Annotated in this window: 25 protein-coding genes; 10 read left to right on the top strand and 15 right to left on the bottom strand. The window is 73.7% G+C overall.

Going from position 1 to position 24,615, the window contains the following annotated elements; genetic code table 11:
- Positions 1-3: 3 nt before the first annotated feature.
- A complete protein-coding gene (locus ABZ454_RS16940) occupies positions 4-1,119 on the bottom strand; it encodes an alpha/beta hydrolase-fold protein (protein ID WP_359538692.1) in 1,116 nt (371 codons plus the stop codon).
- A gap of 263 nt (positions 1,120-1,382) precedes the next feature.
- Between ABZ454_RS16940 and ABZ454_RS16945 the strand changes: the two genes are divergently transcribed.
- A complete protein-coding gene (locus tag ABZ454_RS16945) occupies positions 1,383-1,595 on the top strand; it encodes an MbtH family protein (RefSeq protein WP_356322551.1) in 213 nt (70 codons plus the stop codon).
- Positions 1,596-1,667: 72 nt separating this feature from the next.
- Here ABZ454_RS16945 and ABZ454_RS16950 read toward each other — a convergent pair whose 3' ends face one another.
- On the bottom strand, positions 1,668-3,977 hold the full coding sequence (locus tag ABZ454_RS16950; RefSeq protein WP_359538694.1) for an FdhF/YdeP family oxidoreductase: 2,310 nt from the start codon (positions 3,975-3,977) through the stop codon (positions 1,668-1,670).
- Positions 3,978-4,150: 173 nt separating this feature from the next.
- On the opposite strand from ABZ454_RS16950, the gene ABZ454_RS16955 reads away from it, so the two are divergent.
- Positions 4,151-4,909, top strand: coding sequence for an IclR family transcriptional regulator C-terminal domain-containing protein (locus tag ABZ454_RS16955; RefSeq protein ID WP_359538696.1), 759 nt, complete (start codon positions 4,151-4,153; stop codon positions 4,907-4,909).
- Between the two features lie 157 nt (positions 4,910-5,066).
- Here ABZ454_RS16955 and ABZ454_RS16960 read toward each other — a convergent pair whose 3' ends face one another.
- Positions 5,067-5,336 carry a hypothetical protein gene (locus tag ABZ454_RS16960; protein ID WP_359538698.1) on the bottom strand — a complete coding sequence of 90 codons (270 nt, stop codon included), beginning with the start codon at positions 5,334-5,336 and terminating at the stop codon, positions 5,067-5,069.
- 218 nt (positions 5,337-5,554) lie between these two features.
- Here ABZ454_RS16960 and ABZ454_RS16965 point away from each other — a divergent pair, with 218 nt between their 5' ends.
- A complete protein-coding gene (locus ABZ454_RS16965) occupies positions 5,555-7,375 on the top strand; it encodes a protein kinase (protein ID WP_359538700.1) in 1,821 nt (606 codons plus the stop codon).
- 55 nt (positions 7,376-7,430) lie between these two features.
- Here ABZ454_RS16965 and ABZ454_RS16970 read toward each other — a convergent pair whose 3' ends face one another.
- On the bottom strand, positions 7,431-7,844 hold the full coding sequence (locus tag ABZ454_RS16970) for an organic hydroperoxide resistance protein (RefSeq protein WP_359538702.1): 414 nt from the start codon (positions 7,842-7,844) through the stop codon (positions 7,431-7,433).
- Positions 7,845-7,962: 118 nt separating this feature from the next.
- Here ABZ454_RS16970 and ABZ454_RS16975 point away from each other — a divergent pair, with 118 nt between their 5' ends.
- Positions 7,963-8,469 (top strand): MarR family transcriptional regulator, encoded by a 507-nt coding sequence (locus ABZ454_RS16975; RefSeq protein ID WP_359538704.1) that lies wholly within the window; start codon positions 7,963-7,965, stop codon positions 8,467-8,469.
- 30 nt (positions 8,470-8,499) lie between these two features.
- Here the strand turns inward: ABZ454_RS16975 and ABZ454_RS16980 are convergent, their stop codons facing one another.
- The 6 genes from ABZ454_RS16980 to ABZ454_RS17005 all read right to left on the bottom strand — a co-directional run bounded on the left by ABZ454_RS16980 (position 8,500) and on the right by ABZ454_RS17005 (position 13,670).
- Complete coding sequence (locus ABZ454_RS16980; RefSeq protein WP_359538705.1) at positions 8,500-9,192, bottom strand: hypothetical protein; 693 nt, start codon at positions 9,190-9,192, stop codon at positions 8,500-8,502.
- 278 nt (positions 9,193-9,470) lie between these two features.
- A complete protein-coding gene (locus ABZ454_RS16985; protein ID WP_359538707.1) occupies positions 9,471-10,103 on the bottom strand; it encodes a class I SAM-dependent methyltransferase in 633 nt (210 codons plus the stop codon).
- A gap of 39 nt (positions 10,104-10,142) precedes the next feature.
- Positions 10,143-10,928, bottom strand: coding sequence for an SAM-dependent methyltransferase (locus ABZ454_RS16990; protein ID WP_359538710.1), 786 nt, complete (start codon positions 10,926-10,928; stop codon positions 10,143-10,145).
- A gap of 148 nt (positions 10,929-11,076) precedes the next feature.
- Entirely contained in the window at positions 11,077-12,090 is a 1,014-nt protein-coding gene (locus ABZ454_RS16995) for an FAD-dependent monooxygenase (RefSeq protein WP_359538711.1), read from the bottom strand.
- On the bottom strand, positions 12,087-12,602 hold the full coding sequence (locus tag ABZ454_RS17000; RefSeq protein ID WP_359538713.1) for an isoprenylcysteine carboxyl methyltransferase family protein: 516 nt from the start codon (positions 12,600-12,602) through the stop codon (positions 12,087-12,089). The genes ABZ454_RS16995 and ABZ454_RS17000 overlap by 4 nt, the downstream gene beginning before the upstream one ends.
- 12 nt (positions 12,603-12,614) lie before the next feature.
- Positions 12,615-13,670, bottom strand: coding sequence for a 3-oxoacyl-[acyl-carrier-protein] synthase III C-terminal domain-containing protein (locus tag ABZ454_RS17005; RefSeq protein ID WP_359538714.1), 1,056 nt, complete (start codon positions 13,668-13,670; stop codon positions 12,615-12,617).
- Between the two features lie 118 nt (positions 13,671-13,788).
- Between ABZ454_RS17005 and ABZ454_RS17010 the strand changes: the two genes are divergently transcribed.
- Complete coding sequence (locus ABZ454_RS17010; RefSeq protein WP_359538715.1) at positions 13,789-14,658, top strand: UbiA family prenyltransferase; 870 nt, start codon at positions 13,789-13,791, stop codon at positions 14,656-14,658.
- 16 nt (positions 14,659-14,674) lie between these two features.
- On the opposite strand, the gene ABZ454_RS17015 is transcribed toward ABZ454_RS17010, so the two are convergent.
- From ABZ454_RS17015 to ABZ454_RS17025, 3 genes are all read right to left on the bottom strand, one after another.
- Complete coding sequence (locus ABZ454_RS17015; RefSeq protein ID WP_359538717.1) at positions 14,675-15,190, bottom strand: HAD domain-containing protein; 516 nt, start codon at positions 15,188-15,190, stop codon at positions 14,675-14,677.
- 23 nt (positions 15,191-15,213) lie between these two features.
- The gene (locus tag ABZ454_RS17020) at positions 15,214-15,948 is read right to left on the bottom strand and encodes an SDR family oxidoreductase (protein ID WP_359538718.1); all 735 of its coding nucleotides are present in this window, start codon (positions 15,946-15,948) and stop codon (positions 15,214-15,216) included.
- Between the two features lie 231 nt (positions 15,949-16,179).
- Complete coding sequence (locus ABZ454_RS17025; protein WP_356323960.1) at positions 16,180-16,362, bottom strand: DUF6381 family protein; 183 nt, start codon at positions 16,360-16,362, stop codon at positions 16,180-16,182.
- A gap of 192 nt (positions 16,363-16,554) precedes the next feature.
- On the opposite strand from ABZ454_RS17025, the gene ABZ454_RS17030 reads away from it, so the two are divergent.
- Both ABZ454_RS17030 and ABZ454_RS17035 read left to right on the top strand, forming a co-directional pair.
- Positions 16,555-17,241 carry a ribonuclease H gene (locus tag ABZ454_RS17030; RefSeq protein ID WP_359538719.1) on the top strand — a complete coding sequence of 229 codons (687 nt, stop codon included), beginning with the start codon at positions 16,555-16,557 and terminating at the stop codon, positions 17,239-17,241.
- 155 nt (positions 17,242-17,396) lie between these two features.
- Positions 17,397-18,128: a CDP-alcohol phosphatidyltransferase family protein gene (locus ABZ454_RS17035; RefSeq protein WP_359538722.1), complete on the top strand. Its 732-nt coding sequence runs from the start codon at positions 17,397-17,399 to the stop codon at positions 18,126-18,128.
- Here ABZ454_RS17035 and ABZ454_RS17040 read toward each other — a convergent pair.
- On the bottom strand, positions 18,097-18,543 hold the full coding sequence (locus ABZ454_RS17040; protein WP_359538724.1) for an adenylyltransferase/cytidyltransferase family protein: 447 nt from the start codon (positions 18,541-18,543) through the stop codon (positions 18,097-18,099). The two genes, ABZ454_RS17035 and ABZ454_RS17040, sit on opposite strands and share 32 nt — an antisense overlap.
- Before the next feature lie 216 nt (positions 18,544-18,759).
- Here ABZ454_RS17040 and ABZ454_RS17045 point away from each other — a divergent pair, with 216 nt between their 5' ends.
- Genes ABZ454_RS17045 through ABZ454_RS17055 form a run of 3 tightly spaced genes read left to right on the top strand, consistent with a single transcriptional unit; the run spans position 18,760 to position 22,990 of the window.
- A complete protein-coding gene (locus ABZ454_RS17045) occupies positions 18,760-20,016 on the top strand; it encodes a glycosyltransferase (RefSeq protein ID WP_359538726.1) in 1,257 nt (418 codons plus the stop codon).
- The gene (locus ABZ454_RS17050) at positions 20,013-21,749 is read left to right on the top strand and encodes a lipopolysaccharide biosynthesis protein (protein ID WP_356323949.1); all 1,737 of its coding nucleotides are present in this window, start codon (positions 20,013-20,015) and stop codon (positions 21,747-21,749) included. The genes ABZ454_RS17045 and ABZ454_RS17050 overlap by 4 nt, the downstream gene beginning before the upstream one ends.
- Positions 21,746-22,990, top strand: a complete 1,245-nt coding sequence (locus tag ABZ454_RS17055) for a hypothetical protein (protein ID WP_359538728.1) — start codon at positions 21,746-21,748, stop codon at positions 22,988-22,990. Before ABZ454_RS17050 ends, ABZ454_RS17055 begins: the two co-directional genes overlap by 4 nt.
- Here ABZ454_RS17055 and ABZ454_RS17060 read toward each other — a convergent pair.
- Positions 22,959-24,380, bottom strand: coding sequence for a hypothetical protein (locus tag ABZ454_RS17060; RefSeq protein WP_359538752.1), 1,422 nt, complete (start codon positions 24,378-24,380; stop codon positions 22,959-22,961). The two genes, ABZ454_RS17055 and ABZ454_RS17060, sit on opposite strands and share 32 nt — an antisense overlap.
- Positions 24,381-24,615 lie beyond the last annotated feature (235 nt).

Here is a 24,615-nt window from a genome sequence, read left to right on the forward strand (position 1 = left end):
CCGTCAGCCGAGGGTCCAGGCGACATCCCTGAGCAGGGCGTGCCGCCAGCCCGCCCGGTCATGGCCGGACGCCGACCGTGACACCCGGACCGTCGCTCCCGCGGCCCGTGCGAGGGCCTCGACCCGCTCACAGTGGGGCAGCATCCGCGTCTCGTGTTCCCCCACGTCGAACGCGATCCTCAGGCCGGCCGGACCGCCGCGCTCCCGCAGGCGCGCGGCGACGGCGCCGCCGGCCGGGCCGTCGAAGGGGTCCGCCAGGTCGCCGGCCTCAGGGGTCCACCAGAACGATCCCGACTGGCAGGCGACGCGGGACACCAGTTCCGGGTACTCCAGAGCCGCGTTCACCGCGCTCAGCCCGCCGAGACTCTGCCCGGCGACCACCAGCCGGGTCAGGTCCGCGGGGACGTCGGACTCCGCGACCAGCGGCAGCAGTTCGTCCCGGACCGCCTCCCAGAGTCCGGACCCGGCACCGAACTCGGCAGCCCGGTCCCTGGCCGGAAGGAAGACGAGCGTGACGGGCGGCATCTCGCGGGCGGCGAAGGCCGAGTCGAACGCGGCCATGGCCGGGTGCAGGTGGAGCCAGTCGTCCCCGTCGAGCAGCAGGACCACCGGCCCGCCGCCGCCCACGGGGTGGACGCCCACCGTGCGCCGTCCGCCGAGCCGCTCGCTGGTCCAGCGGAGCCGGGTGCGCGGGAGGGGGAGCACGTCGTCGGCGCCCACGACGGGCCAGTGCGGCTGGGCCGGGGCGTCCGGGGTGGAGGCGATGGAACGGTCCCCGCCGGCGCCGGCCGGGTTGAACGGATCCGCGTATGCCGTGTCGTCCACGAGGAACTGGTAGGTCACCCGCAGCCGTTCGGGCATGGGCACTTTTGCGTACCAGCAGTCGGTGCCGCCCCACCGGCGGAGGGGGACCGGCTCCGACCAGCTCTCGAAGCCGATGCTCGCCGGGGAGCCGCGCCAGAGGAACAGGGCCAGCCAGCCGCCGTCGCGGGCGGGCGCCGGCGCGGGCGTCCGCGCCGCCGCCCAGAACGCGTCGGTGCCGGGGGCCCCGTGAAGACCGAACGCCGCGAACGGGCTGCTCCCGGAGGAGCGCGCCGGGCCGTGGCCGGGCTCGGTCATCGCCGCACGCCGAGGCGGCCGGCGACGGTCGGGAAAGGCCTGCCAGTGGGCAGGAGCGCGCCCTCCGCGGGGCGGGTCACCGGGGGCATGAACGTCTCCTTGTGACAGGGAACGGAGAAGGGATAAGCTCACGTCAATTAGGGGAGCCTAACCTAAGTCTGCTTCCATGTCCGCTGTCGGGAACACCCCGGCCGGCCTGGCGGGCAGAGGTATCCGCGCGGCGCGGCTGTCACGGCCCGTCGGACCCGAGGAGGTACTGACCCATGAGCACCAATCCGTTCGACGACCCCGACGGCCGGTTCCTGGTCCTGGTGAACGGTGAGGGCCAGCACTCGCTGTGGCCGTCTTTCGCGGCGGTGCCTGGGGGCTGGACGATCGCCTTCGAGGAGAACACCCGGGAGGCGTGCCTGGACTTCGTCGAGACCCACTGGACGGATCTGCGGCCCCGGTCCCTCGCGGCGTCCGCGGACGGCTGATCCGTTCCGGACCGCCCGCGCCCGTCTCCTCCCGGCGCGGCCGGCCCCGACGGCGGTGACGTCCGCGCCCGCTCAGGCGGCCGGGGCGATGGTGACCTTGAGGTGCTTCATGATCGGCTGGTCGCTCTGGGTGCTGTAATCGCTGAGCGCGCACAGCACGTTCATCTCCGGCATGTAGCCGGCCGCGCAACCGCGGGGGATGTCGTAGGGGATCGCGAGGTAGCCCTCCAGCGACCGCCGGCTGCCGTCCTTCGCGGTGCTCGTGATGTCGACGGGGCCGAGGTCGGCGATGCCGCGTTCCCGCATGTCGGCCCGGTTCATGAAGACGAGCGTGCGCAGGTTCTTGATGCCGCGGTAGCGGTCGTTGTCGGAGTAGACGGTGGTGTTCCACTGGTCGTGGGACCGCATGGTCCCCAGCGCCAGGGTGCCGGCGGCCGGGACGACGTCCGGCAGGGCGGCGGCACAGAACTCGGCGCGCCCGGAGGGGGTGCGGAAGACCAGCTCGCGGGCGGGCTGCCTGAGCCGGAAGCCGAGGGGCAGGCGGACCCGGCGGTTGAAGTCCTCGAAGCCGTCGAGCGCCCTGGCCATCGTGTCCCGGATCCGGTCGTAGTCCTCGACGTACCAGTGCCAGGGCGTGGCGCTGTCCGGAAGAGCGGCGCGCGCCATGCCGGCGATGATGGCCGGTTCGGACAGCAGGTGGGGTGAAGCGGGGCGCTTCATGCCGACCGACAGATGGACCATGCTCATCGAGTCCTCGACGGAGGTCTTCTGGACCCCCTCGCGCTGATGGTCCTTCTCGGTACGGCCCAGGCACGGGAGGATCACTGCCCGGCTGCCGTGGACGATGTGGCTGCGGTTCAGCTTGGTGCTCACCTGGACGGTGAGATCGCAGGCGCGCAGCGCCTCGAACGTGTACGGGGTGTCGGGTGCGGCGAGCGCGAAGTTGCCGCCCATGGCGACGAACACCGAGACGTCCCCGGCGCGCATCGCCTGGATGGTGCGGACGGTGTCCAGTCCGGGCTCGCGCGGCGGCTCGATGCCGCAGACCTCGCCGAGACGGTCCAGGAAGGCGTCGGTGGGGTGGTGGTCGACGCCGCACGTGCGGTTGCCCTGGACGTTGCTGTGTCCTCGCACGGGGCAGGGGCCCGCCCCCTCCCGTCCCACGTTTCCGCGCAGCAGCAGCAGGTTGACGATCTCCCGCACCGTGTCGACGCCGTGCTCGTGCTGGGTCAGTCCCAGGCACCAGCTGACGATGGTGCGGTCGGCCTCGCGGTACACGCGGGCGGCCTTGAGGACGGCGGCGCGGCCCAGGCCGGACTGGGTCTCGATCTCCTCCCACGGGGTGGCCTCGCACCGTGCGCGGTAGGCCTCGAAGCCCTCGGTGTGACGGTCGATGAACTCCTGGTCCAGCGCCTTGGGATCGGCGCCCGCCTGCTCCAGGATCGCCTTGGCCATGCCGCGCAGCAGCGCCATGTCGCCGCCGATGCGCGGTTGCAGGTTCAGGGTGCTGGTCGGGGTCGGCTTGAACAGGGCCATGTCCACGAAGTCGTGCGGAACGATGGTGCGGGTGGCGGCCGCCTCGACCAGGGGATTGACGTGGACGATCTGGGCGCCGCGGTCGTGCGCCTCGGTGAGCGCGGTCAGCATGCGCGGTGCGTTGGACGCGGCGTTGACGCCGAAGATGAACAGCGCGTCGGCGGATTCCCAGTCCTTGAGGTCGACCGTCCCCTTGCCCGTGCCCAGGGACGCCCCGAGGGCCCGGCCGCTCGCCTCGTGACACATGTTGGAGCAGTCCGGCAGGTTATTCGTGCCAAGTTCCCGGGCCATCAGCTGGTAGAGGAACGTGGCCTCGTTGCCGAGCCGCCCAGAGGTGTAGAACGACGCCTGATTCGGGTTGTCCAGCGCGCGCAGCGCACTCCCGACCAGGTCGAACGCGTCCTTCCAGCTGATCGGGACGTAATGGTCCGACTCGGGGTCGTAGACCATCGGCTCGGTCAGCCGGCCCTGGTCCTCCAGGTCGTGGTCGCTCCACCCGGCCAGCTCCGTCACCGAGTGGGCGGCGAAGAACGCGCGCCCCACCCGCTTGTTCGTCATCTCCCAGGCGGCGTGCTTGATGCCGTTCTCGCAGACGTCCAGACGCAGCCCCTTGGTGTCGGGCCACGCACATCCGGGGCAGTCGAACCCGGTGTTCTCATGGTTCATCCGCAGGGTCGCCCGCGGGCCGTCCACCAGCGCCCCCTCGCGCGCCACGAACCGGCCCACACTCGTGGCCGCGCCCCAGCCCGCCGCGGGGTGACGGTAGGGGCGGAACGCGGGTTTCCCGTCCGGGGCGGCGCCCGCTCCGGCACCCCGGGAATCCTGGCCGTCACCGTTGACGCTCACGTTCCTCAACCCTTCGACCCGGGGGGCGGCTGACAAGCGGCTGACGAAACGACGCTCCTGGGCAGGCTATGCCCGGGATGCCACGCCCGCCACGCGACCTGGGAGAGCCCCGCCGGGCCCCCGGCGAGCGGGACGCGTTGCCGCTCCACGGGCCCGGGGTGATGCTTGGGGGCATGGCTGACCGAGCCGGCACCGAACCCGTCACGGCCGTCAGGCGTGCGCTGCGCCTGCTGGAGGCCGTCGGCGCGCACGGCGCCAAGGCCGACGCGCGGCAGCTGGCCCGGGAAGCGGGGCTCGCCCCGGCCGAGGTCCGGGAACTGCTGCCCCAACTGGCCCGCGACGGGTTCGTGACGGCGCTGGGCGACGGCACCTACGTCCTCGCCGACACGGGCGCCGGACCGGGCGCGGAGCGCACCGGCGACGCGCTGCTCCGGCGCGTCCGCCCCGTTCTCATGGCCTTGCGGAACGATCTGTCGGCGGCCGCCTACCTGACCCTGTACGAGGACGGCGAGATCCGCGTCATGGAGATCGTCGACAGCGCCAGGACCCCACGGGTGGACCTCTGGGTGGGCTTCGAGGACGCGGGGCACGCGACCGCCCTGGGCAAGAGCGTCCTGCGGGAACTGGACGGGGAGGGGCGGGCCGAGTATCTGTCCCGGCACTCCCTGACCGGGCTCACGCCCCGGACCATCACGCACCGGGAAGAGCTCATCCAGCAGCTCGACGCCTCGGCCGCCACCCCGCTCGTCATGGACCGGGAGGAGTACGCCCGCGGCACCACCTGCCTCGCGGTGCCCGTGTACAGCGGTGATCAGGTCGGGTCGCTCGGGATCTCCTTCCGGTCGGACCGGATGTACCGGTCCACGCAGGTCCGGCAGGGGCTGCTGTCCTCGGCGATCCGGGTGTCCAGAGGACTCTCGTTCCCCGGCTGAACGCGGCCGGCGAGGCCCGGAGCGGCTTGATGACCGCCTGTCCGCGAGGAGCCCTCAGCACCCGCCCGCGCGGGGAGGCGGAGCGGATGCCGCTGGGCGCCGTCCCGGGTCCGCCCGAAGCGGCGCCGGGCCCGGCGGCCGCTCCGTACGCACGTACCTAGCCGAAGGGGCTGTTGTTCGGTGAACCGTCCTGGGGGCTGTCACCGAAGATCGTGGAGTACGCGATGAGGGCGATGAACGGGAAGACGATGACGTCGACCCACATCCAGGTCCGCTCCCCGGCAGCCATCGGCACGACGACGGCGAGCCCGTAGAGCACGCCCGCCGTCACCAGGAAGACGGTGAGCGCGGGACGCACCCGGTGCCGCTTCACCGGCTTCGCCGGATAACCCCGTGGGCCGCCGGTCCGCCCGCTTCTTCCGCTCATGCCGTCATCCCGTCGCATGGACACGGACCCGTGCACGCGAGGCCGGCCCGTCCCACGATCATAGGGTGCGGCCGGCCCCCGGGCCCGAGGGCCGACGAAGTGCGCGAGGCGAGCACGGCGCCCGCCGATGGTGCATGAGGACGGACCACCGCCCGCACCCGGTCAGCGAGTTGTGGTTGGCCGGTCCACCGCGCGGGCGGATGTGACACAGTCGGGCCGTGGATGCACTGCGGCCTCAGGGCCCCGCGCGCATAGGCGCCTACCAACTGCTCGCCCGCCTCGGTGCCGGCGGTATGGGGGAGGTGTACCTCGGCCGGTCTCCCGGTGGACGGCTGGTGGCCGTCAAGGTCATCCGCGACGAGATCAGCGATCACCCCGAAGCACTGGCCCGCTTCAGACGGGAGGCCGTGACGGTCGGGACGGTACGCAGCGCGTACACGGCGCAGTTGATCGAGGCCTCGCTCGACTCGTCCCCCTACTGGCTGGCCACCGAGTACGTCGCCGGGCCCACCCTGCGCGGTGCCGTGGGAACGGGCGGGCCCTTCCCGCCGGCCAGTGCGCTGCGCCTGCTCGCCGCGCTCGCCGAGGGCCTGGCCGCCGTCCATGTCCACGGAGTCACGCACCGGGACCTGAAACCGCACAACGTCATCCTCTCGCCGCAGGGCCCCCAGCTCATCGACTTCGGCATCGCGCGTGGTCGGGAGCAGACGCTGCTCACCCAGGAGGGCATGGCGCCCGGGACGCCCGGTTTCACCGCCCCCGAGGTGGTGCTGCGCAACGAGGTGGGACCGGCGGCGGACGTCTTCGCGCTCGGCGCGACCCTCGCCTACACGGCGACGGGCCGGCCTCCGTACGGCGCGGGCGACGCGGCGGCCGTGAACTACCGGGCCGTGTACGAGGACATCGACCTGGAGGGCGTACAGCCGGTGCTGGCCGCCCTGATCCGCGGATGCGTCGCCAAGGACCCGGCGGAGCGGCCCGACCCGGCCACCGTCATCGCGGGCTGCGCGGTGGACTCCCCGTTGGCGTCGGATCCGCACTACCGGGCAGTGGCGCAGGCGGTCGACCCCGTGCCCGTACGCGAGGACGCGGGCTCGCCGTCCCGGCCGTCCGGCGCGGACCCCCGGCAGGGGGCCGAAGGGGAGCCGGACACCGTCCGGGCCGCGGGAACAGGGGCCCGGCCCGGGCCGGAGGGTGACGGGCCGGTCGTGCGGGAGGCCGGGGGACCGGCGGTGGCCGGGACCACCCGGTCGCCCGGCACCACGGCGCCGTCCGACGGCCCCGAACGGCAGCGCCGTCCGGGCCGCTCCCCGAGGGGCACCACGTGGCTCGCCGTGTGCGCGGTGGCGCTCGCCGCACCGCTGACGGTGTGGCTGCTCCCCGAATCGGACCGCGAGGGTGGCGGCCCGGCCACGCCCGAGGCCACCCTGTCCGGGCAGCCGGCGGCGTCCCGGCCCGCGGGCGGGAGTCCGGAGGGCAGGAGCCCGGCCGGCGGAAGTACGGCCGCCGGGCCGCCGGACCATCTGGTGAACGACCGGGTCTCGCAGGACCGCTGGACCCTGTCGCCGGACCCCGGGCAGGCCGCCCTGGGCAGCGGCTCGTGCGATGTGGACCATCTCCCCGGGCAAGCGCCGCCGAACGGTCTGATGTCCTCCGTCGCGCACACCACCGGCTCGGACACGGCCACGGTGTCGATGCGCCCGAAGGACGCCGGGGAAGGGGAGCGGCCGAAGCCCTACTACGTCTCCGTCGGGGTGCGGCCCCCGCACGAGACCGACCGTGCCACGGGGCGGCCGCTGACGTCGGTGAGCAAGGGCATCGGTTTCACGAGCAAGCCGGTCGACCTCTACTCCCGCTGGTCCTCCGGCGGCACCGTCAAGCTCTCGTACCCCGACGACTTCACGGCCCACTTCGGCGAACGCGCCGTCGACGCCGTCCCGGTGGGGGACGACCTGGGCGACTGGACCGTCGTGATCTACCACGTCGAGGGCGGCCCCTCGGAGTACACGCCCGTCGTCTGCAACGGCTTCCACGCCTGACGGGCGCCGTACCCGAGCGCCGGGGACGACGCCCGGCCCGTCCGCCGCGCGTCCGCTACTCGATGACGAGCTCGACCGGGATGTTGCCGCGGGTCGCGTTCGAGTACGGGCAGACCTGGTGGGCCTGCTCGACCAGCTTGCGACCGGTGGCCTCGTCGACGGACTCGGGCAGCTCCACGCGCAGCGTGACCGCGAGACCGAAGCCCTCACCCTGCTTGCCGATGCCGACCTCACCCGTCACGGCGGCGTCGGTGACATCGATCTTGGCCTGACGGCCCACGAGGCCCAGGGCGCTCGCGAAGCAGGCGGCGTACCCGGCGGCGAACAGCTGCTCCGGGTTGGTGCCCTGGCCGTTTCCGCCCATCTCCACCGGGATGGCCAGCTGCAGATCCAGCTTGCCGTCGGCGCTGACGGCGCGGCCGTCACGGCCGTGGGTGGCGGTGGCGACGGCGGTGTAGATCGATCCCATGGAAACCGTTCCTCTCGAAGGTCATGTTCCGCGGCGGTGCCCTGCCGCTTCCCCTGAAGTGAAGCACACAACTCAATTGTGCGCAATCAAATGGGGCGTGCGGGGTTATGCTGAATCCATGACCGTCACGCCCACTCCCGCCCCCCAGGGCGCGCCCGAGGCCGACTACCTCCGTCTCGACCAGCAGATCTGCTTCTCCCTCAACGCCGCCTCGCGCGCCTTCGGCAGTGTCTACCGGGTGCTCCTCAAGGACCTGGGGCTCACCTACCCCCAGTACCTCGTGATGCTGGTGCTCTGGGAGCACGGTGAACTGCCGGTGAAGGCGCTGGGGCAGCACCTGCGGCTCGACTCCGGCACGCTGTCGCCGCTGCTGAAGCGGCTGGAGGCGGCGGGCCTGGTGCGGCGTGAGCGGAGCGCCCGGGACGAGCGCTCCGTGCACGCGCATCTCACCGACGAGGGCGCGGCGCTGCGGGAGCGGGCGCTGCTCGTACCCCGCCGGATCGCCGCCGCGACGGGCTTCGACCTCGAAGAGATCAGCCAACTGCGGGACCGGCTCGACCGGCTCACGGCCGCACTGGACACGGCGGTGGCGGAGGAGGCGGGGGAGGGGACCGGCGCGAAGTAACGCTCCCGGCGAGAGGGCGGGGCCGGCCGGTCAGGCGGCGTACGCGGTGATCGTCAGCGTCCCGGACAGCACCCTCCACAGCACCCAGGCCCCCGCACGGCTCGCCGTCGCGCACAGCACCCCCTGCGTGCACCGCGTCGGCCGGTCCTGCCAGGCGCTCACGACCAGGTAGTGGAAGCCGAAGCTGCGGGTGAACGCGAAGCGGATGTGGAGCCCCTCGCCCAGGTCGTGGCCGGGCAGCGTCGCGATCTGCAACCAGGTGCGGCCGACGGCCTCCACCCGGATCGGGTTGCCGCCCAGCAGTTCGCACGTGTCCCCCGGCCGGATCCGGGCCGGGCACCCACCGCTCACCGGGAACAGCCAGAAGTGGTCGGTGAGCTGCCGGCGTACGTCGTGCGGGCTGGTGAAGGGGTGTACGCCCAGGGAGTAGCCGTACCGGTACAGCGACGTCACGTCACCGTGGCACGACGCGGGCCCGTCGTCGCACCCCTCGGCGACGGCGCCCCGGCTGCTCGACAGCCGGATCGGGGGCGTGCCGGCGTGCGAGGACGGGGACGGCGCGGCGAGGACGAGTGAGACGGCGAGCAGAACCACCGGCGCGCGACGAGCGGCCGTACGGGGGAACGCCGCCACGGCCCGCGACCCCGGCGTATCTGCCCGGTCCGCCACCTCCTGCGGACATCCGTGGGAGGCGGGGCGCCGGGCGCGAGGCGTCGTCCGCATCAGCACCTCCCGACCTGCGGCATGAGCCACTTGGACGGTATGTCCTCGCGCGGGCCGCGGCATCTCGGCGACAGGCGACACCGCTCCCGGTGCACCCCGCCCCCGGAATTCTCGGCCCCCGGCGGGTGCGACCGCCGTACGGCTGAACGCGTCGGACGGGACACGGCCCCGCGCGGTGGCCTGTCGGGGAACCGGAACCGGGCGCCGCGCGCATACGGGCGCCCGTCACCGTCGGCTCGTCGGTCTTCCGGGCGGCGCGCCCCCGCGGCGGGGCGCCGTCAGGTCCGGCGCGCCAGCAGGAACAGATGCGGCTCGGGCACCGCCGCCGGATGGTCAGGGACGAACATGCTGCTCGTCTGCTCCAGGACCGCGAACCCGGCCCCCGCCACCAGCGCGGTGAACGCCTCCTCGCCGAAGCTCGTCACCCGCACCGCCTGGCCCATGAAGGTGCCGCTCACCCCCTCGACGTCCAGCGGCACCGTCGCCACGGCCAGATGGCCGCCAGGCCGCAGCACCCGGGCGGCCAGGCGCAGCACGTCCGCCTGCTCGGCGCGTGACAGCTGAAGGAGTGCGAAGTACACGCAGACCGCGTCGAAACTCCCCTCCTCCAGGGGTAGCTCACGGACGTCGGCACAGCGGAACTCGGCCCCGGGCACCTGCCGGGACGCGAGGTCCACCATGACCGGGGAGACGTCGACGCCGAGTACCTCGTGGCCGGCGTCGACGAGGGTCCGCGCGGTCGGCCGCCCCGTGCCGCTGCCGACGTCCAGCACCCGGCTGCCCGGAGCGAGCCGTTCCAGCAGGAGCTCCAACGACGCGCGGTGGGCGTCCGATCCGCCGAACGCCCGCTCGTAGTCGGCGCCGAGAGCGTCGAACACCGACGCGGCGGTGGGGTGCCGGCTCGCATCCATGGCGCGATCCCTTCTTCTGCGGCTGTCGTGTCCCGGAACTTACGGGACGCGGGCCACGGCCACGTACAGTCCGCTGTGCTCCGGCTCCGGCGCGGGCGTGCCGCGGAACCACTCGGGGGCCGTCACCAGTCCCGGCTCGGCGACCTCCAGCCCGTCGAGGAACCGCGCGAACTCCGCCCGGGTGCGCAGCGCCAGCCGGATGCCGCCCTTGTCGTACTCGTCGGCCCCCTGCTGACCCCGTTCCGGGTTGACGTCGGAGGCGCCCTGGGACAGCACCACATAGCTGCCCGGTGACAACGCGGCGGTCAGCGTGCGGACGATGCCGATCGGGTCCACGTCGTCGGGCAGGAAGTGCAGGAGCCCGAGCATCGAGACGGCCACGGGGCGCCGGAAGTCCAGGACCTTGTGCGCGGCCTCGATGATGGTGTCCGGCTCGCGGACGTCCGCCGGGACGTAGTCCGTGGCGCCCTCGGGCCGGCTGACCAGCAGCGCTTCGGCGTGCCGCAGGACGATCGGGTCGTTGTCGCAGTAGACGACCCGCGAGGCCGGGTTGATCTCCTGGGCGATCTGGTGCAGGTTGGGCGCGGTCGGGATGCCGGTGCCGATGTCGAGGAACTGGGCGATGCCCTCCCCGGCCAGCCAGGCCGTGGCGCGGTTCATGAACGCCCGGTTCTGCCGGGCGCCGATCTTCGCCTCGACGGGCAGGTGTTCCGCCACGGCCTGGTCGACGGGGTAGTTGTCCTTGCCCCCGAGCAGCGCGTCGTAGACGCGCGCCGACTGCGGCCTGCTGGTGTCTATCGGGGGCTGGGACGTCCCTGCCGTCATGGCGAGCTCCGTTGCAGATGAGATGAAACCGCTCCTTCGGGTGAAGTCTGCCACAGCAACTCCACGCCGATCAGTCGCTGTTGAGAAGCCCCGGAGGCGGCCGGGGCCGGTGGCCCGCGCCGGCACGGGATCCGGCACGCCGTGGCTCCTACTGCAGTGCCCGCACCGCCGCGCCGAACAGGGCCGGAGCCCGGTGTGCGGCGGGGACGACCAGCCGTGCGGTGGCCGGACGCCGGGCCAGCGACAACAGTCCTGCGGTGAGCAGACGGTGACGCCGGGTCAGCCGCGCCCAGTGGGCCGGGTAGTCCTGCGGACGGCCCGCGGTGAGCGAGTCCACCGCCGCACCGGCCGTCGCCACGGCCAGCGCCACCCCCTCGCCGGTGAGCGCGTCCACGTAGCCGGCGGCGTCACCGACCAGCAGCACCCGCCCCGCCCGCCGGCCCCGCGCCCGCCGGCGCAGGGGCCCGGCTCCGCGCACGGCGCCGGCCTCCCGGCCGGCGAGGGTGGCGGCCAGCCGGGGGAAGGCCGCCAGTTGGCTCTCGTACGCGAGACGCTCCCCGCTGAGCACGGCCACACCCACCAGGCCGTCCCCGAGCGGCGTCACGTACGCCTCACCGTGCCGGGACCAGTGCACCTCCACGTACTCCGTCCACGGGGCGACCCGGTAGTGCCGGCGCTGCCCGTACCGGCGCACCGTCGTGCCGGGGCCGTCCAGACCGAGACCGCGGCGGACGGGGGAGTGCAGCCCGTCGGCCGCGATCAGCCAGCGGGCGGTCAGCCCGCAGGCCCGGACCCGGTCGTGGGCCTGCCGTACGTCCGTGACCTTGCCCGGCACGATCCGGACGCCGAGTTCCACCGCCCGCGCGTGCAACGCGGTGTGCAGTGCGGTCCGTCGCACACCGAGCCCGGCCCGGCCGCGGAACGCCGCCTCCACACTCCGCGCGCCCTGCACGTACCGGATCCCGCGCAGCGGGTGGCCGGACACCTCGACGTCCAGCGCGCGCAGCGCCGCCACCCCGCTGGGCATGATGCCCTCGCCGCACGCCTTGTCGACAGGGGAGGTGCGGGGTTCGACGACGACGGCCTCCATGCCGAGCGACGCCGCCCGGATCGCCGCCGCCAGGCCGGCCGGGCCACCGCCCGCGACGAGGAGATCGATCACGCCGGCACGCCCCCGGCGAGCGCCGCCTCCTCGCAGCGGACCCGTACGGCCATGAGCGCCGCGTTGAGCACGGTGAAGAGCACCGCGGTCAGCCACGCGCCGTGGACGAGCGGCAGCGCGATCCCCTCGGCGGCCACGGCGACGTAGTTGGGGTGGCGCAGCAGCCGGTAGGGGCCGCCCGTCACCAGTGGCAGACCCGGAACGACGATCACGCGGGTGTTCCACCGTGGTCCGAGCGTGCGGATGCACCACCAGCGCAAGGTCTGCGCGGCGACGACGAGGGCCACCATCGGCCAGCCGGGCAGCGGCGCGAACGGCCGGTCCGCAAGTCCGGCCTCCACGAGACACCCGGCCAGCAACGCCGTGTGCAGGGCGACCATCGCCGGATAGTGGCCGCGCCCCGACTCGGTGCCGCCCCTGGCCATCGCCCAGCGGGTGTTGCGCAGGGCGACGGCGAGTTCGGCGAGGCGCTCGGCCGCCACGGCGAGCACCAGCGCGGTGTACCAGATCACGTCTCCTCCGACCTACCAGCGCAGCAGCACCAGTTCGCAGCAGAATCCGGGGCCCATGGCCATCAGCAGACCGGGGGAGCCCGGCTCGGGCCGACGCTGCTCCAGCGTGTCCCGCAGGACGTGGAGCACCGAGGACGAGGACAGGTTTCCCACGTCGGCCAGCGAACGCCAGGTGACGTCCAGCGCCCCCTCGGGCAGCGAGAGGACGTCGGAGACGGCCTCCAGGACCTTGGGCCCGCCCGGATGGCACACCCAGTGGGCGACATCCTTCGGCTTGAGCCCGTGCTCGGCCAGGAAGGCGCGTACGTCGTCCCCCAGATAGCGGCGCACGACGTCGGGGACGCACGGGTCGAGCACCACCTTGAAGCCGGAGTCGCCGATGTCCCAGCCCATGACGTGCTCGGTGCCGGGGTACATCCGGCCGTACGTGGCCACCACCTCGGGTCCGGCAGCCGGCGCCCGGCCCTCGCCGAGCGCCACCACGGCGGACGCCCCGTCGCCGAAGAGTGCCGTCGCCACCAGGTTGGCGGGCGAGGCGTCGCCGCGCTGGAAGGTGAGGGAGCACAGTTCGACCGAGAGCAGGACCGCCACGTCGTCGGGCCGGCCGAGCAGGTAGTCGTGCAGCCGGGCGATCCCCGCCGCCCCCGCGACGCAGCCCAGTCCGAAGACCGGCAGCCGTTTCACGTCCGGCCGCAGGCCGAGCCGGCCGACGAGCCGCGCGTCGATGGAGGGGGCGGCGACCCCGGTGACCGAGGTGAACATCAGCAGGTCCACGTCCGTGGGCCGCAGCCCCGCCGTCCGCAGCGCCCCGCGCAGCGCCTCCGTGCCCAGATCCACGGCCGCCTGGATGTACACGTCGTTGGCGTCCCCGAAACCGTCCAGTTCCGCATAGCGCTCCAGCGGCAGCACCATGGTGCGGGTGCGCACCCCGGAGTTCTCGTGCAGCCGGTCCAGAACGCGCCGGTCGCCCCCCGGCGGCAGGCAGCTGCGGGCCACCATGTCGGTGACCTCGCGCTGGGCGTGGCGGTACGGGGCCAGGGTGCCGTGTACGGCGGCGATCCGGGTCATCCCGGACCCTGCTTGTGAGGCGTCATGGCCCATCCCTGCCCCGCAAAAGGGATGAAACACCGTAAACAACCCGTGCGGCTGTCAGGTCCGCCGGGTCCGGAGTACCTACCATCACTTGATGGGCACCCCGGAACCCTCGCGCGCGTACGCCGCGCCCGCGTGGCCGCTGCGTCGCGCGGCCGGGCTGGCCCGCTCCTGCCATCCGGGGCCGGTGGTCGCGGTGACCGCCATCACCGGCGCACTGGGCGCGGCCGCCGGCCTCCACGGCGCCCGCTGCGCCCTCCTCGTCGCCGCCGTGCTGAGCGGCCAGCTCTCCGTCGGCTGGTCAAACGACGCCTTCGACGCCCGGCGGGACGCCGCCGCCGGCCGCGGGGGGAAACCGGTGGCCGAGGGACGGGTGAGCCGCAGGGCGGTGTGGACGGCGGCGTTCACCGCCGCCCTGCTGTGCGTTCCGCTCTCCCTGGCCTGCGGCCCGCTCGCCGGCGCGGTGCATCTGACGGCCGTGGGGGCCGCATGGGCCTACAACCTGAAGCTGAAGGCCACGGCCCTGTCCTGGCTCCCCTACGTCATCGGGTTCGGCGCCCTGCCCGCCGTGGCCGCGCTGACTCTGCCCGGCCGCGGCGGGCCGATGTGGTGGGCCGTGACGGCGGGGGCGCTGCTGGGCCTGGCGGCCCACCTGGGCGACGTCCTGCCCGACATCGCGGACGATCTGCGCGAGGGCGTGAACGGCCTCCCGCACCGGCTGGGGCCCACCGCGACCGGACTGCTGCTGCCGGTGCCCCTCGTGGCGGCCTCCGCGACCCTGGCCCTCGGCCCCGCGGGACCGGCCGGCCCGTGGGGAGCGATGACGCTCGCCGTCGCCGCCCCGGCGGCGCTCGCGGGGCTCCTGCTGGCACGGACCTGGCGCAAGGCTCCGCTGGCCGCGGCGGCCGTCGTCGCGGCGGCGGACGTGGCGCTCCTGCTGGTCAGGGGCGCCGCCCTGGTGTGAGACCGGGCCGCGGCCTTCACGCCGTGCGCAGCCAGTCGTCGAGCAGCCGCAGCCCCGCGCCGGTCAGCCCGACCCCGGGATCGACGCGGTGGAGCAGAGCCGGCCCGTCATGGTGCGCGGCCACCCATGAGCGGTCCCGCCCGGTGATCTCGTCGTCCACCCAGGCGAAGGCGCGCCCCGCCGCCCAGCCGACGAGCGTACGGGTCTTCCAGTGCAGCCCCGCCCGCACGTCCCGTCCGTCCTCGTCCGAGGGCGCGGGCCAGGCGACCACAGGCAGTGCCGGCAGACCGAGCCGGGGGGCGATGACCGCGTTCGCCTCGTCCGCCCATGTCGTCGCCCAGACGAGTTCGCACGGGAGCGCCGCCAGCCGGGGCCCGAGTGCCGGGTCGATCCTGTCGAGCAACGGGTGCCCGGTTGCGGCCGGACGCGTCCCTTCCGGGTACACCGGATGCCCGCCGACGCGCGGGCCGAACGGGATGAGGGGGCCGTCGACGTCGAGGAAGAGCAGCGGAAGTCTGCCGGGAGCGTTCACCGCCGCACGGTACAACCGGTAGGTCAGCGACCGCCCGCCACCCGCAGGATCGCTCCGGTGGCGTACGAGGCGTCGTCCGAGAGCAGCCACGCGACGGCGCCGGCGATCTCCTCGGGCTCTCCGGGCCGGCCCAGCGGGATTCCGGCGGCGGCTTTGTCGGGGCGTTCCGGGTCCGCGTGGAAACCGGTCCGGATGATGCCGGGGGCCACCGCGTTGACGCGGATGCCGGCCCCGGCGACCTCCTTCGACAGCCCGACGGTCATCGTGTCCACGGCGGCCTTGGCGGCGGCGTAGTGGACGTACTCGCCGGGGCTGCCGAGGGTGGCGGCCGCCGACGACATGTTCACGATGGCCCCGCCGCCCGACCGGCTCATGTCCCGCACGGCACGGCGTGCGCAGAGCAGATAGCCGACGACGTTGACGTCGAGGGCGCGCCGGAGCCCGGCCGCGTCGGCGTCGGCGAGCGGCCCCAGCGGCCCGCTGACCCCGGCGTTGTTGACCAGACCGGTGACCGGGCCGAGCTCCGCCGCCGCGGTGTCGAACAGCCGGTCGACGTCGGCCTCGTCGGTCGTGTCGACCCGCACCGTGACACAGCTCCGGTCCGCCCTCCGTACGGCCTCGGCGACGGCCGCCGCCGCTGCGGCGTCCGAGCGGTAGCCCAGGGCGATGTCGTGCCCGTCGGCCGCCAGTCGCGCGCAGACGGCGGCTCCGATGCCGCGGCTGCCGCCGGTGACCACGGTGACCGGACGACGGCTCATGCAAGACCCCTCACATCGGTGCGACGACGACCTGACGTCCTCGTGAGGGCCCATCGTACGAACAGTGGTCAACTTCCCCGACGGGGGCCCGGGATGTCCGGCGGGCCCGTGCGGCGGCCCGCGCCCCGGGCCCCGCGATGTCCGGCCGCCCGTGCGGCGGCCCACGCGCCGATGGACTGCCACCCCCTCATGGAAGGGTGGCAGTCCATCGTCCGCATGTGCGCGCGGTGGCTACAGGGGGCGGTCGCCGCCGCCCCGGCCGGCCTGCTGCTCGCTCTGCTCCTGCAGCTTCCGGGCCTTCTCCTGGAGCCGGCGCCGCTGCTCCGGGTCGCTCGTGCGCTCCGCGGCCTCGGTCATGTGCTTGGCCTTCTCGCGCATCTGCTGGGCTCGGCCGGTTTCTCCTGTAACGCTCATCGTCGCTCCTTGAACGGTAGGGAAGAGCGGGCCCCTTCAGGGAAACAGCGCTGCGTGAGCACCGCATTCCGAACCGTTACGTACGGTGAAAGTGCCTGGTGGGCCCGGTGCGCGGGCCCTGCCGCCGCCCTGCGGGGCCCCGGTTCGCGGCCGACGTGATCCGGGCGCCCGGGCGCTGGCATGATCAGGGGTATGAACGAGCGCATGATCGCCGCGTGTGACGGGGCGTCGAAGGGTAATCCGGGGCCGGCCGCCTGGGCCTACGTGGTGGCCGACGCGGAGGGCAGACCGCTGCGGTGGGAGGCGGGACCACTGGGCACCGCCACCAACAACGTCGCCGAGCTGACCGCGCTGCGGGAACTGCTGGAGTCGCTGGACCCGGCCGTGGCGCTCGAAGTCCGGATGGACTCGCAGTACGCGATGAACGCGGTGACCAAGTGGCTGCCGGGATGGAAGCGCAACGGCTGGAAGACCTCGGCCGGCAAACCCGTCGCCAACCGTGACCTCGTGGCCCGCATCGACTCCCTGCTCACCGGCCGGGCCGTGGAGTTCGTCTACGTCCCGGCCCACCAGGTGGACGGCGACCCGCTGAACGCGCTGGCCGACCAGGCCGCCAGCGAAGTGGCCGTGGCGCAGCGCGCGGCAGGCACCTCCCAGGGCTCCGCGGACCTGCCCGTGCCCGCTCCCTCCCGCGCGACGGAGAGCCGGCGGACCGGCGGACCGGCGAAGAAGGCGGCGAGCGGGGCCCGTTCCGGTGCGACCATCCGCGCCAGGTTTGCCGGCCGGTGCCACTGCGGAAAGCCGTACGCGGCCAAGGACATGATCGCCAAGAACGACCACGGCTGGGGCCATCCGGACTGCCGGTCCGCCACCGCCTGACGCGGCGTGCCCGCGTGCCGTGCCGGTCCCCGGCCCCGCCGCCCGGCCGGGTGGCGGAGATCCCGCCCGCGCAGGGACGGGCGCGTGTCATGATGCGGCTCCGGCGGTGCGGTCCAGGGCCGCCGCCGCGGGGACGGTGACACGCTGGGGGGCGCATGGAGAGCACGCGTGCGGTGCTGCGCGAGCTGCGGGGGGCGCAGAAGCCGGCCAAGGGGGTGTCGCTCTACTCGCGGTACGTGAACCGACCGGCCGGCCGGATCTTCGCGGCCGCCGCGTACCGCCTGGGTATGACGCCCAATCAGGTCACCGCGGTGAGTGCGGCGTTCACCTTCGGCGCCCTCGCGCCGGTCGCTCTCGTCCGCCCCACCTGGGGGCTGGCCGTCGTGATCTACCTGGGGCTCGCCATCGGCTTCGCCCTCGACTCGGCCGACGGGCAGCTCGCCCGGCTGACCGGCCGCGGCGGCCCCGACGGCGAATGGCTGGACCACGTCGTCGACTGCGCCAAGATGATCCTGGTCCACACCGCCGTACTGATCTCGTTCCACCGCTTTTTCGGTCTCGGCTCCGACGGCTGGCTGCTCCTGCCGCTGGGTTTCCTGTTCGTCGCGGTGCTCACCTTCTGCGCCGGGCTGCTGCGCGAACAGCTGGGCAGGGCGGCGGCCCGCTCCGCGCCGACGGCCGGGGCGTCGGCCGGGCCCGTGTCCCGGCTGCGGGCCGCGGCCTTGCTGCCGGCCGACTACGGGGTGTTCTGCCTGGTGTTCCTGCTGCTCGGCGACGAGAGGGCGTTCCGTACCGGGTACGCCGTACTCGCCGCCGTGCACGCGGTGTTCCTGGTGGCGTTCCTCGGCAAGTGGTTCAAGGAGCTGAGAGCGCTCCGGGCAGACTGACCAGCGAGTCCAGCGCCCGGCGCAGCTGCGTGCTGGACGTGTGCACGGTGTACGGGAAGTAGACGACCTCCACGCCGACTTCGGCGAAGTCGCGTTCGAGGCGCGTGCCCTTCTCCGTGCCGCGCCAGTCGTCCCCCTTGAAGATGACGTCGAACCTGACCTGCTGCCAGGTCTCGACCTTGTCGGGAACGGTCTCGACGAACGCCGCGTCCACATACCGCACGCTCCGGACGATCTCCAGCCGTTCCGGCAGCGGAACGACCGGCTTGTGGCCCTTGGCGAGCGTGGCCATCTCGTCCGAGACCACCCCCGCCACCAGGTAGTCGCACTGGCTGCGGGCATGCCGCAGGATGTTGAGGTGGCCTATGTGGAACAGGTCGTAGACCCCCGGCGCGTAACCGACCCTGTGCACCATCCGTTCTCTCCCCCCACGGTGTGAACGTGATGTCCGGCTGACCACCGGACGGCGTCCGGACATGGCATCCGGTCCGGCGGGAAGTCGGTATGGGTGTTCATGGTGCAACGACCTTACTGTGACGACCACTTGCGTATCTCGTGAACGGATAGGCTCACTTTTGGGCATGTTCCCCGGCGGGAACACCGATGGTTCCGGGGGGAAGGTGATCGTCCGATGCCAGAAGAGCACCACAAGCCGCTCGCCGGCCGCCGTCTGCTGGTGGTCTCGACCAACTACGCACCCGAGCTGACCGGCATCGGTCCGTACGCCGCCCAGCTCGCCGAGCACTGGGCCGGCGCCGGGGCCGACACGCATGTACTGACCGGCATGCCGCACTACCCGTCCTGGCGGACCGAGCCGGCCTACCGTGGAGTGTGGCGGGCCGACGAGCAGCGCTCCGGCGTCACCGTCCACCGGCGGAGACACTACGTGCCGCCCCGCCAGAGTGCCCTTCGCCGGGCGGCGTTCGAGGCGAGCGTCCTCGCGCACGGCCTCGCCGCCCCGCCCGCCGTGCGGCCCGACGCGGTGATCGCGCAGCTGCCCTCCCTCGCCGGTGGCGTCATCGGCGCCCGGCTCGCCCGCCGTCACGGCGTCCCCTACTTACCGGTCGTGCAGGACCTGATGGGCGCCGCCGCGCAGAGCGGCATCCCCGGCGGCGGCCGGGCGGCCGCCCTCGCCTCGCGGGCCGAGCGGTACGCGCTCGGGGCGGCCGCACTGGTCGGCGTCATCCACGAGAGCTTCGTCCCCCGGGTCGCCGCCTACGGAGTGGCTCCGGACCGCATCCGGGTGGTCCCCAACTGGAGTCACGTACAGGCTCCTTCGGCCGACCGCGCCGCCACCCGGGCCCGGCTCGGCTGGCCCGAGGGCACCCCGGTGGTCCTGCACTCCGGCAACATGGGACTCAAACAGGGGCTGGAAGTCCTCGTCGACGCGGCGCGGCTCGCCCCCGGCATACGGTTCGTCCTGATGGGGGACGGCAACCAGCGCGACGCCCTCCGGGCCCGGGCGTCCGGACTGTCCAACCTCGACTTCCTACCGCCGGCCTGCCCGGACGAGTTCACCGACGTGCTGGCCGCCGCCGACGTCCTCGCCGTGACCCAGCGCGCGTCCGTCCTCGACATGAGCGTGCCCTCCAAGCTCACCTCGTACTTCGTCTCGGGCCGCCCCGTCGTCGCCTCCGTGGCCGACGAGGGCGGCACCGCCCAGGAGGTGCAGCGCTCCGGCGCCGGGCTCCTCGTCGCACCCGAGGACCCGGCCGCGGTGCTCGCGGCCGTCCGCAAACTCGCCGAGGAACCCGCCGCGGCCGACGAACTCGGCTCCCACGGGCCGCGGTACGTGGCCCGTCATCTCAGCCGGGAAGCCGGTCTCGCCCGCTTCGACGCGCTGCTCGCCGAGGTCCTCCGGGACGCCGAAGGGACTCACCGCCGATGACCCACCCGATCCGCGCTCTGGAGGATCAGGACGAACCCGCCCTGCTGAGGGACCAGTTCCGACAGCTCCTGCGCTACCGCACCCTGCTCGTGGGCGGCGTCGTGGCCGGGCTCCTCGGCGGCGGCTGGGCGGCCATGAGCGGTGAGGACACCTACACCTCCACCGGTGAGGTCTCCCTACGCTCCGCCACCTCGGACCCCTTCGCCGCGGGCGCCTCCGCCGACAAGGGCATCAACATCGGCTCCGAACGCCAGACCGCCGTCAGTGACGCCGTGGGCACCGTCGCCGCCGGCTCACTGGTCAAGTCCGGCGACGCCGTGGAGGTCGGGGCGCTGCTCTCCGGGCTCCAGGTCACCAACCCGCCCAACACCCTGGTCCTGAAGTTCTCGTACACCGGCCGCACCCCCGGGGAAGCGAGGGCCCGCGCCCAGGCGCTCGCCGAGGCCTACCTGGAGATACGCCGGGAACGCACCGAGAACAGCATCGACAACATGGTCGACGGCTACCGCCTCCAGCTGAAACCGCTCACCGAACAGCGTGACCGGCTGGCCGAGCAGGAGACCGGCACCGCGGGCGACGACGTCACCAGCGCGCGGGCCAACCTCATCGTCGCCATCTCCGAACTGAGCCAGAAGATCTCGGAGCTGCGAGCTCTCGACACCACACCCGGCTATCTGAACACGAAGCCCGTCGCGCCCGAAGAGCCCAGTGGCGCCGGTCTTCCGCTGCTCCTCGGGCTCGGCGGCGTCGTCGGCCTCGCACTCGGCCTGCTGCTGTCCTGGGTGCGGCTCGTCTTCGACCCCGCCGTCCGCTCCACCAGGGAGCTCGTCCGCTCGCTCGGCGCCCCGCTGCTCGGCACCCTGCCCAGGGAACGCGCCGCGGCCGGAACGCTCCTCGCCATCGGACGCGGCGACAGCCGGCTGGCCGAGGAGTACCGGGCCGTCGCCTTCCGGCTCGCGTACGACCCCTCGTTCGCCGAACGCCGCCGTCTCCTGGTCGCGGAGCCCCGCGGTGACCACGGCATGGCGACCGCCGCGGCGGCCAACCTCGCGGCCGCCTTCGCCGAGATGGGGCGCGACGTCCTGCTGGTCGAGGCCGATCTGCGGGCGCCGTCCCTGGCCGCCGAACTCGGCGCGGCGGGCCGCGGCGGCCGGCCCGGCCGGGCCCCCGGGCCCGGCGAGCGCCCCTGGCCCTCGGACAGCCGCACCCACGTGGACGTGCCCGGATCGGGGGCCTTCACGCTGATCGCCGGCCGACGGACGGACAACGTGCCGCGCGCCCTGACCTCCGCGCCCGTCGGCCGGATCCTCGCCGAGGGCGGGCGGCCCGGAGCCGTCGTCATCGTGCTCGCCCCGCCCGTCCTGTCGTACGCCGACGCCGTCGCGCTCATCGACCGCGTCGAAGGCGTCGTGGTGGTCTGCGACCCGCGTGAGGTCCACCGCAGCGACCTGGAGCGCATCCGCGAGATCATCGGCGCCGCGGGGGGCTCCGTGCTCGGCGCCCTGCTCCACCCCGGCTACGGGCGCCGCGAGCGCCGGGCCCGCCGGAAGGCGGCCGGACGCCCGGGCCGCGCCCGGGCGGCCTCCTCGCACCTCCACGACGGGCAGGGCGGTGCGGAGGCGGAGGGCGCCCGGCACACCGGCGACCCCACCGAGACCCTCGGCCTGCGCACGCTGGGCGGCCGTGACCGATGGGGCGACAGCGACCACAGCAGCACCGCGCGACACAGATGAGGGCACGCACCGCGGTCGTCTGCTCGATCGCGGACCAAGGGGTGGCGGCCTGCACCAACATCCTGGTCCTGGTGGTGGCGGCCCGGCTCTCCACCGTCGCCGGCTTCGCCCGCTTCTCCGCCGTCTACCTCGTCTTCTCCGTACTGCTGGGGCTGTCCGGCGCCTACACGGGACAGCCCTTGGTGCTGCGCAGGGGGGCGAGCGACCGGACGCGCGGGGCCTGCCGGTCCGCGGTCGGCTTCACCCTCCTCGCCTCCACCGTCGTCGGCGGCGTGCTGGCCGTCACCGGCGCGGTGCTGCCGGGGGAGACGGCACGCGCCCTGACGACGCTCGGGCTCGTGCTGCCGGTCGTCCTCGCCCAGGACACGGCCCGTTACGCCTTCGCCACGCTGCACGCCCCGCACAGGGCGCTGGCCTCCGACACGCTCCGGCTGGTGTGCGTCCTCGGCGCGCTGGCCCTGCAGCCGCACGGCGCCCCGGCGGCCCGGCTGGTCGTCGTCTGGGGCCTCTCCGCACTGCCCGCCCTGCTGCTGTCCGCGGCGGTGCTGCACCGCATGACGGCCGGCGCCCCGGTGCTGCTGGGACCCCTGCTGAGGAAGGGGCACCTCGGCCGGCGGTTCGTCGTCGAGTTCGGCGTGGGGAACGCCACCAGCCAGCTCTCCGTGCTCGGGCTCGGCGCGGTCGGCAGCCCCCTCGTCGTCGGAGCCCTGCGCGGCGCCACCACCCTCTTCGGCCCGCTGAACGTGCTGTTCACCTCGGCCACCGGCTTCGGCCCCCCGCTCCTCGGGCGGCTCCCCACCCAGCGGCTCAGGGTGCGGGCCACCGCGGCCCTGGCCGCCCTTCTGGCGCTGACCGCCGCCGGCTGGGCCACCGTGCTCGCGCTGCTCCCGCGCTCGGCCGGCCGCCATCTGCTCGGCGACACCTGGCCCGCCGCGGCGGCCCTGCTCCCGGCCACCGGCAGCCAGTACGCGGCGATGGCCGCCGGCACCTGCGGACTGCTGGCCCTCAGGCTGCTCGATCCCCGCGCCACGCTCGTCGTCCAGGTCGTCTTCTCCCTCGCCGCGGTCGCCTTCCTCACCGGCGGCTACCTGCTCGGCGGAGTGCAGGGCGCCGCGTGGGGGCTGTGCCTGGGCTCCGTCTGCAAGGCGGTCGCCACCTGGACCCGGGTGGCCCGGCTGACCCGCCGCGGTGCGGTGGAGGGCGCACCGGTCAGTGCGGCCGCTGCCGGCTCCGGTCCGTGAAACTCGTGACCAGCGCCAGGCACAGCGCCGCGACGGCGGGCTTGCCGACGGCCTGGAGCAGGGGCCCGCGCAGCAGGATGAAGGCGTAACCGGCGATCAGCGGCGCCACGACCGCCAGGACGCTTCCCGGTCCCGGGCCGTCCCGCGACACCGCCCGGACGTACCGGCGATCGATGCGCGCGGCCGCGTAGCCGGCCAGGGCGAGCCCGCCGATCAGGCCCGGCGCGCCGAAGTCCACCCACAGCTCGGCCCACAGCGGCGCGGAGAGGTTGGTCATGTTCATCCCCATCCACTGCCCGACGCGCACCCCGGTGTCCTCGGGCTTTTCGTTCCACACCGTCCGCGGTACGAAGAACAAGGCGGACCCGGCGAGCTGACGGCCGTACGTGTGGCTCCCGGAATCGACCCACGAGATGGCGTTGGCGAACATCACCGTCTGGTCGTAGTCCTTGGTGGCCAGCGGCTCGAACACCGACGACGACCGCACCGGACGGTGCCCGGAGTCGTCGTACCGGAACCTGTCCGCGTACGGGAACAGCACCAGGGCGCCGGCCACCCCCAGGGCCAGCACCGAGCGGTACATCGCCGCGCTGCTCGGGAACGCCGTGAACAGCAGCGAGACCAGCACCGTCAGGAACCAGTAGCGGGCGTTGGACACCGGGTTGTTCACGACCAGGTTGACCGCTGCCAGCGCGATCCACACCAGGACCGTGGACGGCGAGCGCCGGGCCCGGCGCGAGGTGACCAGCCGGCGGGTGAAGAACAGCAGGGCCAGCAGGGCCGGCACCGTCCCGAAGCCCTTCAGGAACGCCGAGCCCACGTGGGACCCCCCGGACGTCACGCCGCTCTCCGCGACCGAGGCGCTGATCTCCTGCCTGCTGGAGAAGAACACGGCGGGGCCGCCGAGCTTCAGCACGTAGTAGCCGCTCGCCGCGAACGCGAGCAGCACCAGCAGCCGCAGCCTGACCGGGTGCGCCGTGGCGGGACCGCCGTGCCCCCCGCGCACCGTGGCCCGACGCCGCAACGGACGCCGGGAGGCCAGCAGCGCCCCCAGGTCGAAGGCGCCGCACCCCACCAGGATCAGGGCGATCGCGGTGACGAGATCGGCGCGCGGCCCCACCAGCGGTGTCGGTGTCCGGCCGATGACCGCCTGGGCGAACGGCGCCACGCCCATCGCGATGTACACGAACAACCAGAACACGCCCTGCAGCAGCCGCCGCCGCGTGGACAGGATCATGGTCGCCAGCCGTGCTCCGGCGTAACACGTCAGCACGAGCTGCAGCCAGTACGCCGTGTCCCTGGGCCCGGTCCCGGGCTGGGCGGCGACCAGCGCCGGCAGGAAGCAGACCAGACCCAGGATGAGCGGCACGGCCATCGCCCGCGACAGCATCGCCCAGGACAGCGGCTTGGCGGGCGGCTCGACCGGAGGGCGCGGACCGCTCTCCCGTACGGGCGCGGAGGGCGCCGGCCCCTGCACGGACGTCATCGTTCCCCCGTTCCGTGAGCCTGCTGAACACCCTAAGGGCTGTTCCGTAATCCCTGGTGGATCAGCGCGCGGCGTCAGATGCGGTGCATCGCAAGGCGGAGGAGCGTCCGCATACTGGATGTATTCGGGCGTTCCGACA

Source organism: Streptomyces sp. NPDC005803 (assembly GCF_040630435.1).
Classification (GTDB): Bacteria; Actinomycetota; Actinomycetes; order Streptomycetales; family Streptomycetaceae; genus Streptomyces.

What these genes read in the sequence shown, in the direction of transcription:
- ABZ454_RS16940 (WP_359538692.1), bottom strand. Translation starts at nt 1,119, where the DNA reads ATGACCGAGCCCGGCCACGGCCCGGCGCGCTCCTCCGGGAGCAGCCCG.
- ABZ454_RS16945 (WP_356322551.1), top strand. Translation starts at nt 1,383, where the DNA reads ATGAGCACCAATCCGTTCGACGACCCCGACGGCCGGTTCCTGGTCCTG.
- ABZ454_RS16955 (WP_359538696.1), top strand. Translation starts at nt 4,151, where the DNA reads ATGGCTGACCGAGCCGGCACCGAACCCGTCACGGCCGTCAGGCGTGCG.
- ABZ454_RS16960 (WP_359538698.1), bottom strand. Translation starts at nt 5,336, where the DNA reads ATGAGCGGAAGAAGCGGGCGGACCGGCGGCCCACGGGGTTATCCGGCG.
- ABZ454_RS16970 (WP_359538702.1), bottom strand. Translation starts at nt 7,844, where the DNA reads ATGGGATCGATCTACACCGCCGTCGCCACCGCCACCCACGGCCGTGAC.
- ABZ454_RS16975 (WP_359538704.1), top strand. Translation starts at nt 7,963, where the DNA reads ATGACCGTCACGCCCACTCCCGCCCCCCAGGGCGCGCCCGAGGCCGAC.
- ABZ454_RS16980 (WP_359538705.1), bottom strand. Translation starts at nt 9,192, where the DNA reads ATGCGGACGACGCCTCGCGCCCGGCGCCCCGCCTCCCACGGATGTCCG.
- ABZ454_RS16985 (WP_359538707.1), bottom strand. Translation starts at nt 10,103, where the DNA reads ATGGATGCGAGCCGGCACCCCACCGCCGCGTCGGTGTTCGACGCTCTC.
- ABZ454_RS16990 (WP_359538710.1), bottom strand. Translation starts at nt 10,928, where the DNA reads ATGACGGCAGGGACGTCCCAGCCCCCGATAGACACCAGCAGGCCGCAG.
- ABZ454_RS17005 (WP_359538714.1), bottom strand. Translation starts at nt 13,670, where the DNA reads ATGACCCGGATCGCCGCCGTACACGGCACCCTGGCCCCGTACCGCCAC.
- ABZ454_RS17010 (WP_359538715.1), top strand. Translation starts at nt 13,789, where the DNA reads ATGGGCACCCCGGAACCCTCGCGCGCGTACGCCGCGCCCGCGTGGCCG.
- ABZ454_RS17020 (WP_359538718.1), bottom strand. Translation starts at nt 15,948, where the DNA reads ATGAGCCGTCGTCCGGTCACCGTGGTCACCGGCGGCAGCCGCGGCATC.
- ABZ454_RS17025 (WP_356323960.1), bottom strand. Translation starts at nt 16,362, where the DNA reads ATGAGCGTTACAGGAGAAACCGGCCGAGCCCAGCAGATGCGCGAGAAG.
- ABZ454_RS17030 (WP_359538719.1), top strand. Translation starts at nt 16,555, where the DNA reads ATGAACGAGCGCATGATCGCCGCGTGTGACGGGGCGTCGAAGGGTAAT.
- ABZ454_RS17035 (WP_359538722.1), top strand. Translation starts at nt 17,397, where the DNA reads ATGGAGAGCACGCGTGCGGTGCTGCGCGAGCTGCGGGGGGCGCAGAAG.
- ABZ454_RS17040 (WP_359538724.1), bottom strand. Translation starts at nt 18,543, where the DNA reads ATGGTGCACAGGGTCGGTTACGCGCCGGGGGTCTACGACCTGTTCCAC.
- ABZ454_RS17045 (WP_359538726.1), top strand. Translation starts at nt 18,760, where the DNA reads ATGCCAGAAGAGCACCACAAGCCGCTCGCCGGCCGCCGTCTGCTGGTG.
- ABZ454_RS17050 (WP_356323949.1), top strand. Translation starts at nt 20,013, where the DNA reads ATGACCCACCCGATCCGCGCTCTGGAGGATCAGGACGAACCCGCCCTG.
- ABZ454_RS17055 (WP_359538728.1), top strand. Translation starts at nt 21,746, where the DNA reads ATGAGGGCACGCACCGCGGTCGTCTGCTCGATCGCGGACCAAGGGGTG.
- ABZ454_RS17060 (WP_359538752.1), bottom strand. Translation starts at nt 24,380, where the DNA reads ATGCTGTCGCGGGCGATGGCCGTGCCGCTCATCCTGGGTCTGGTCTGC.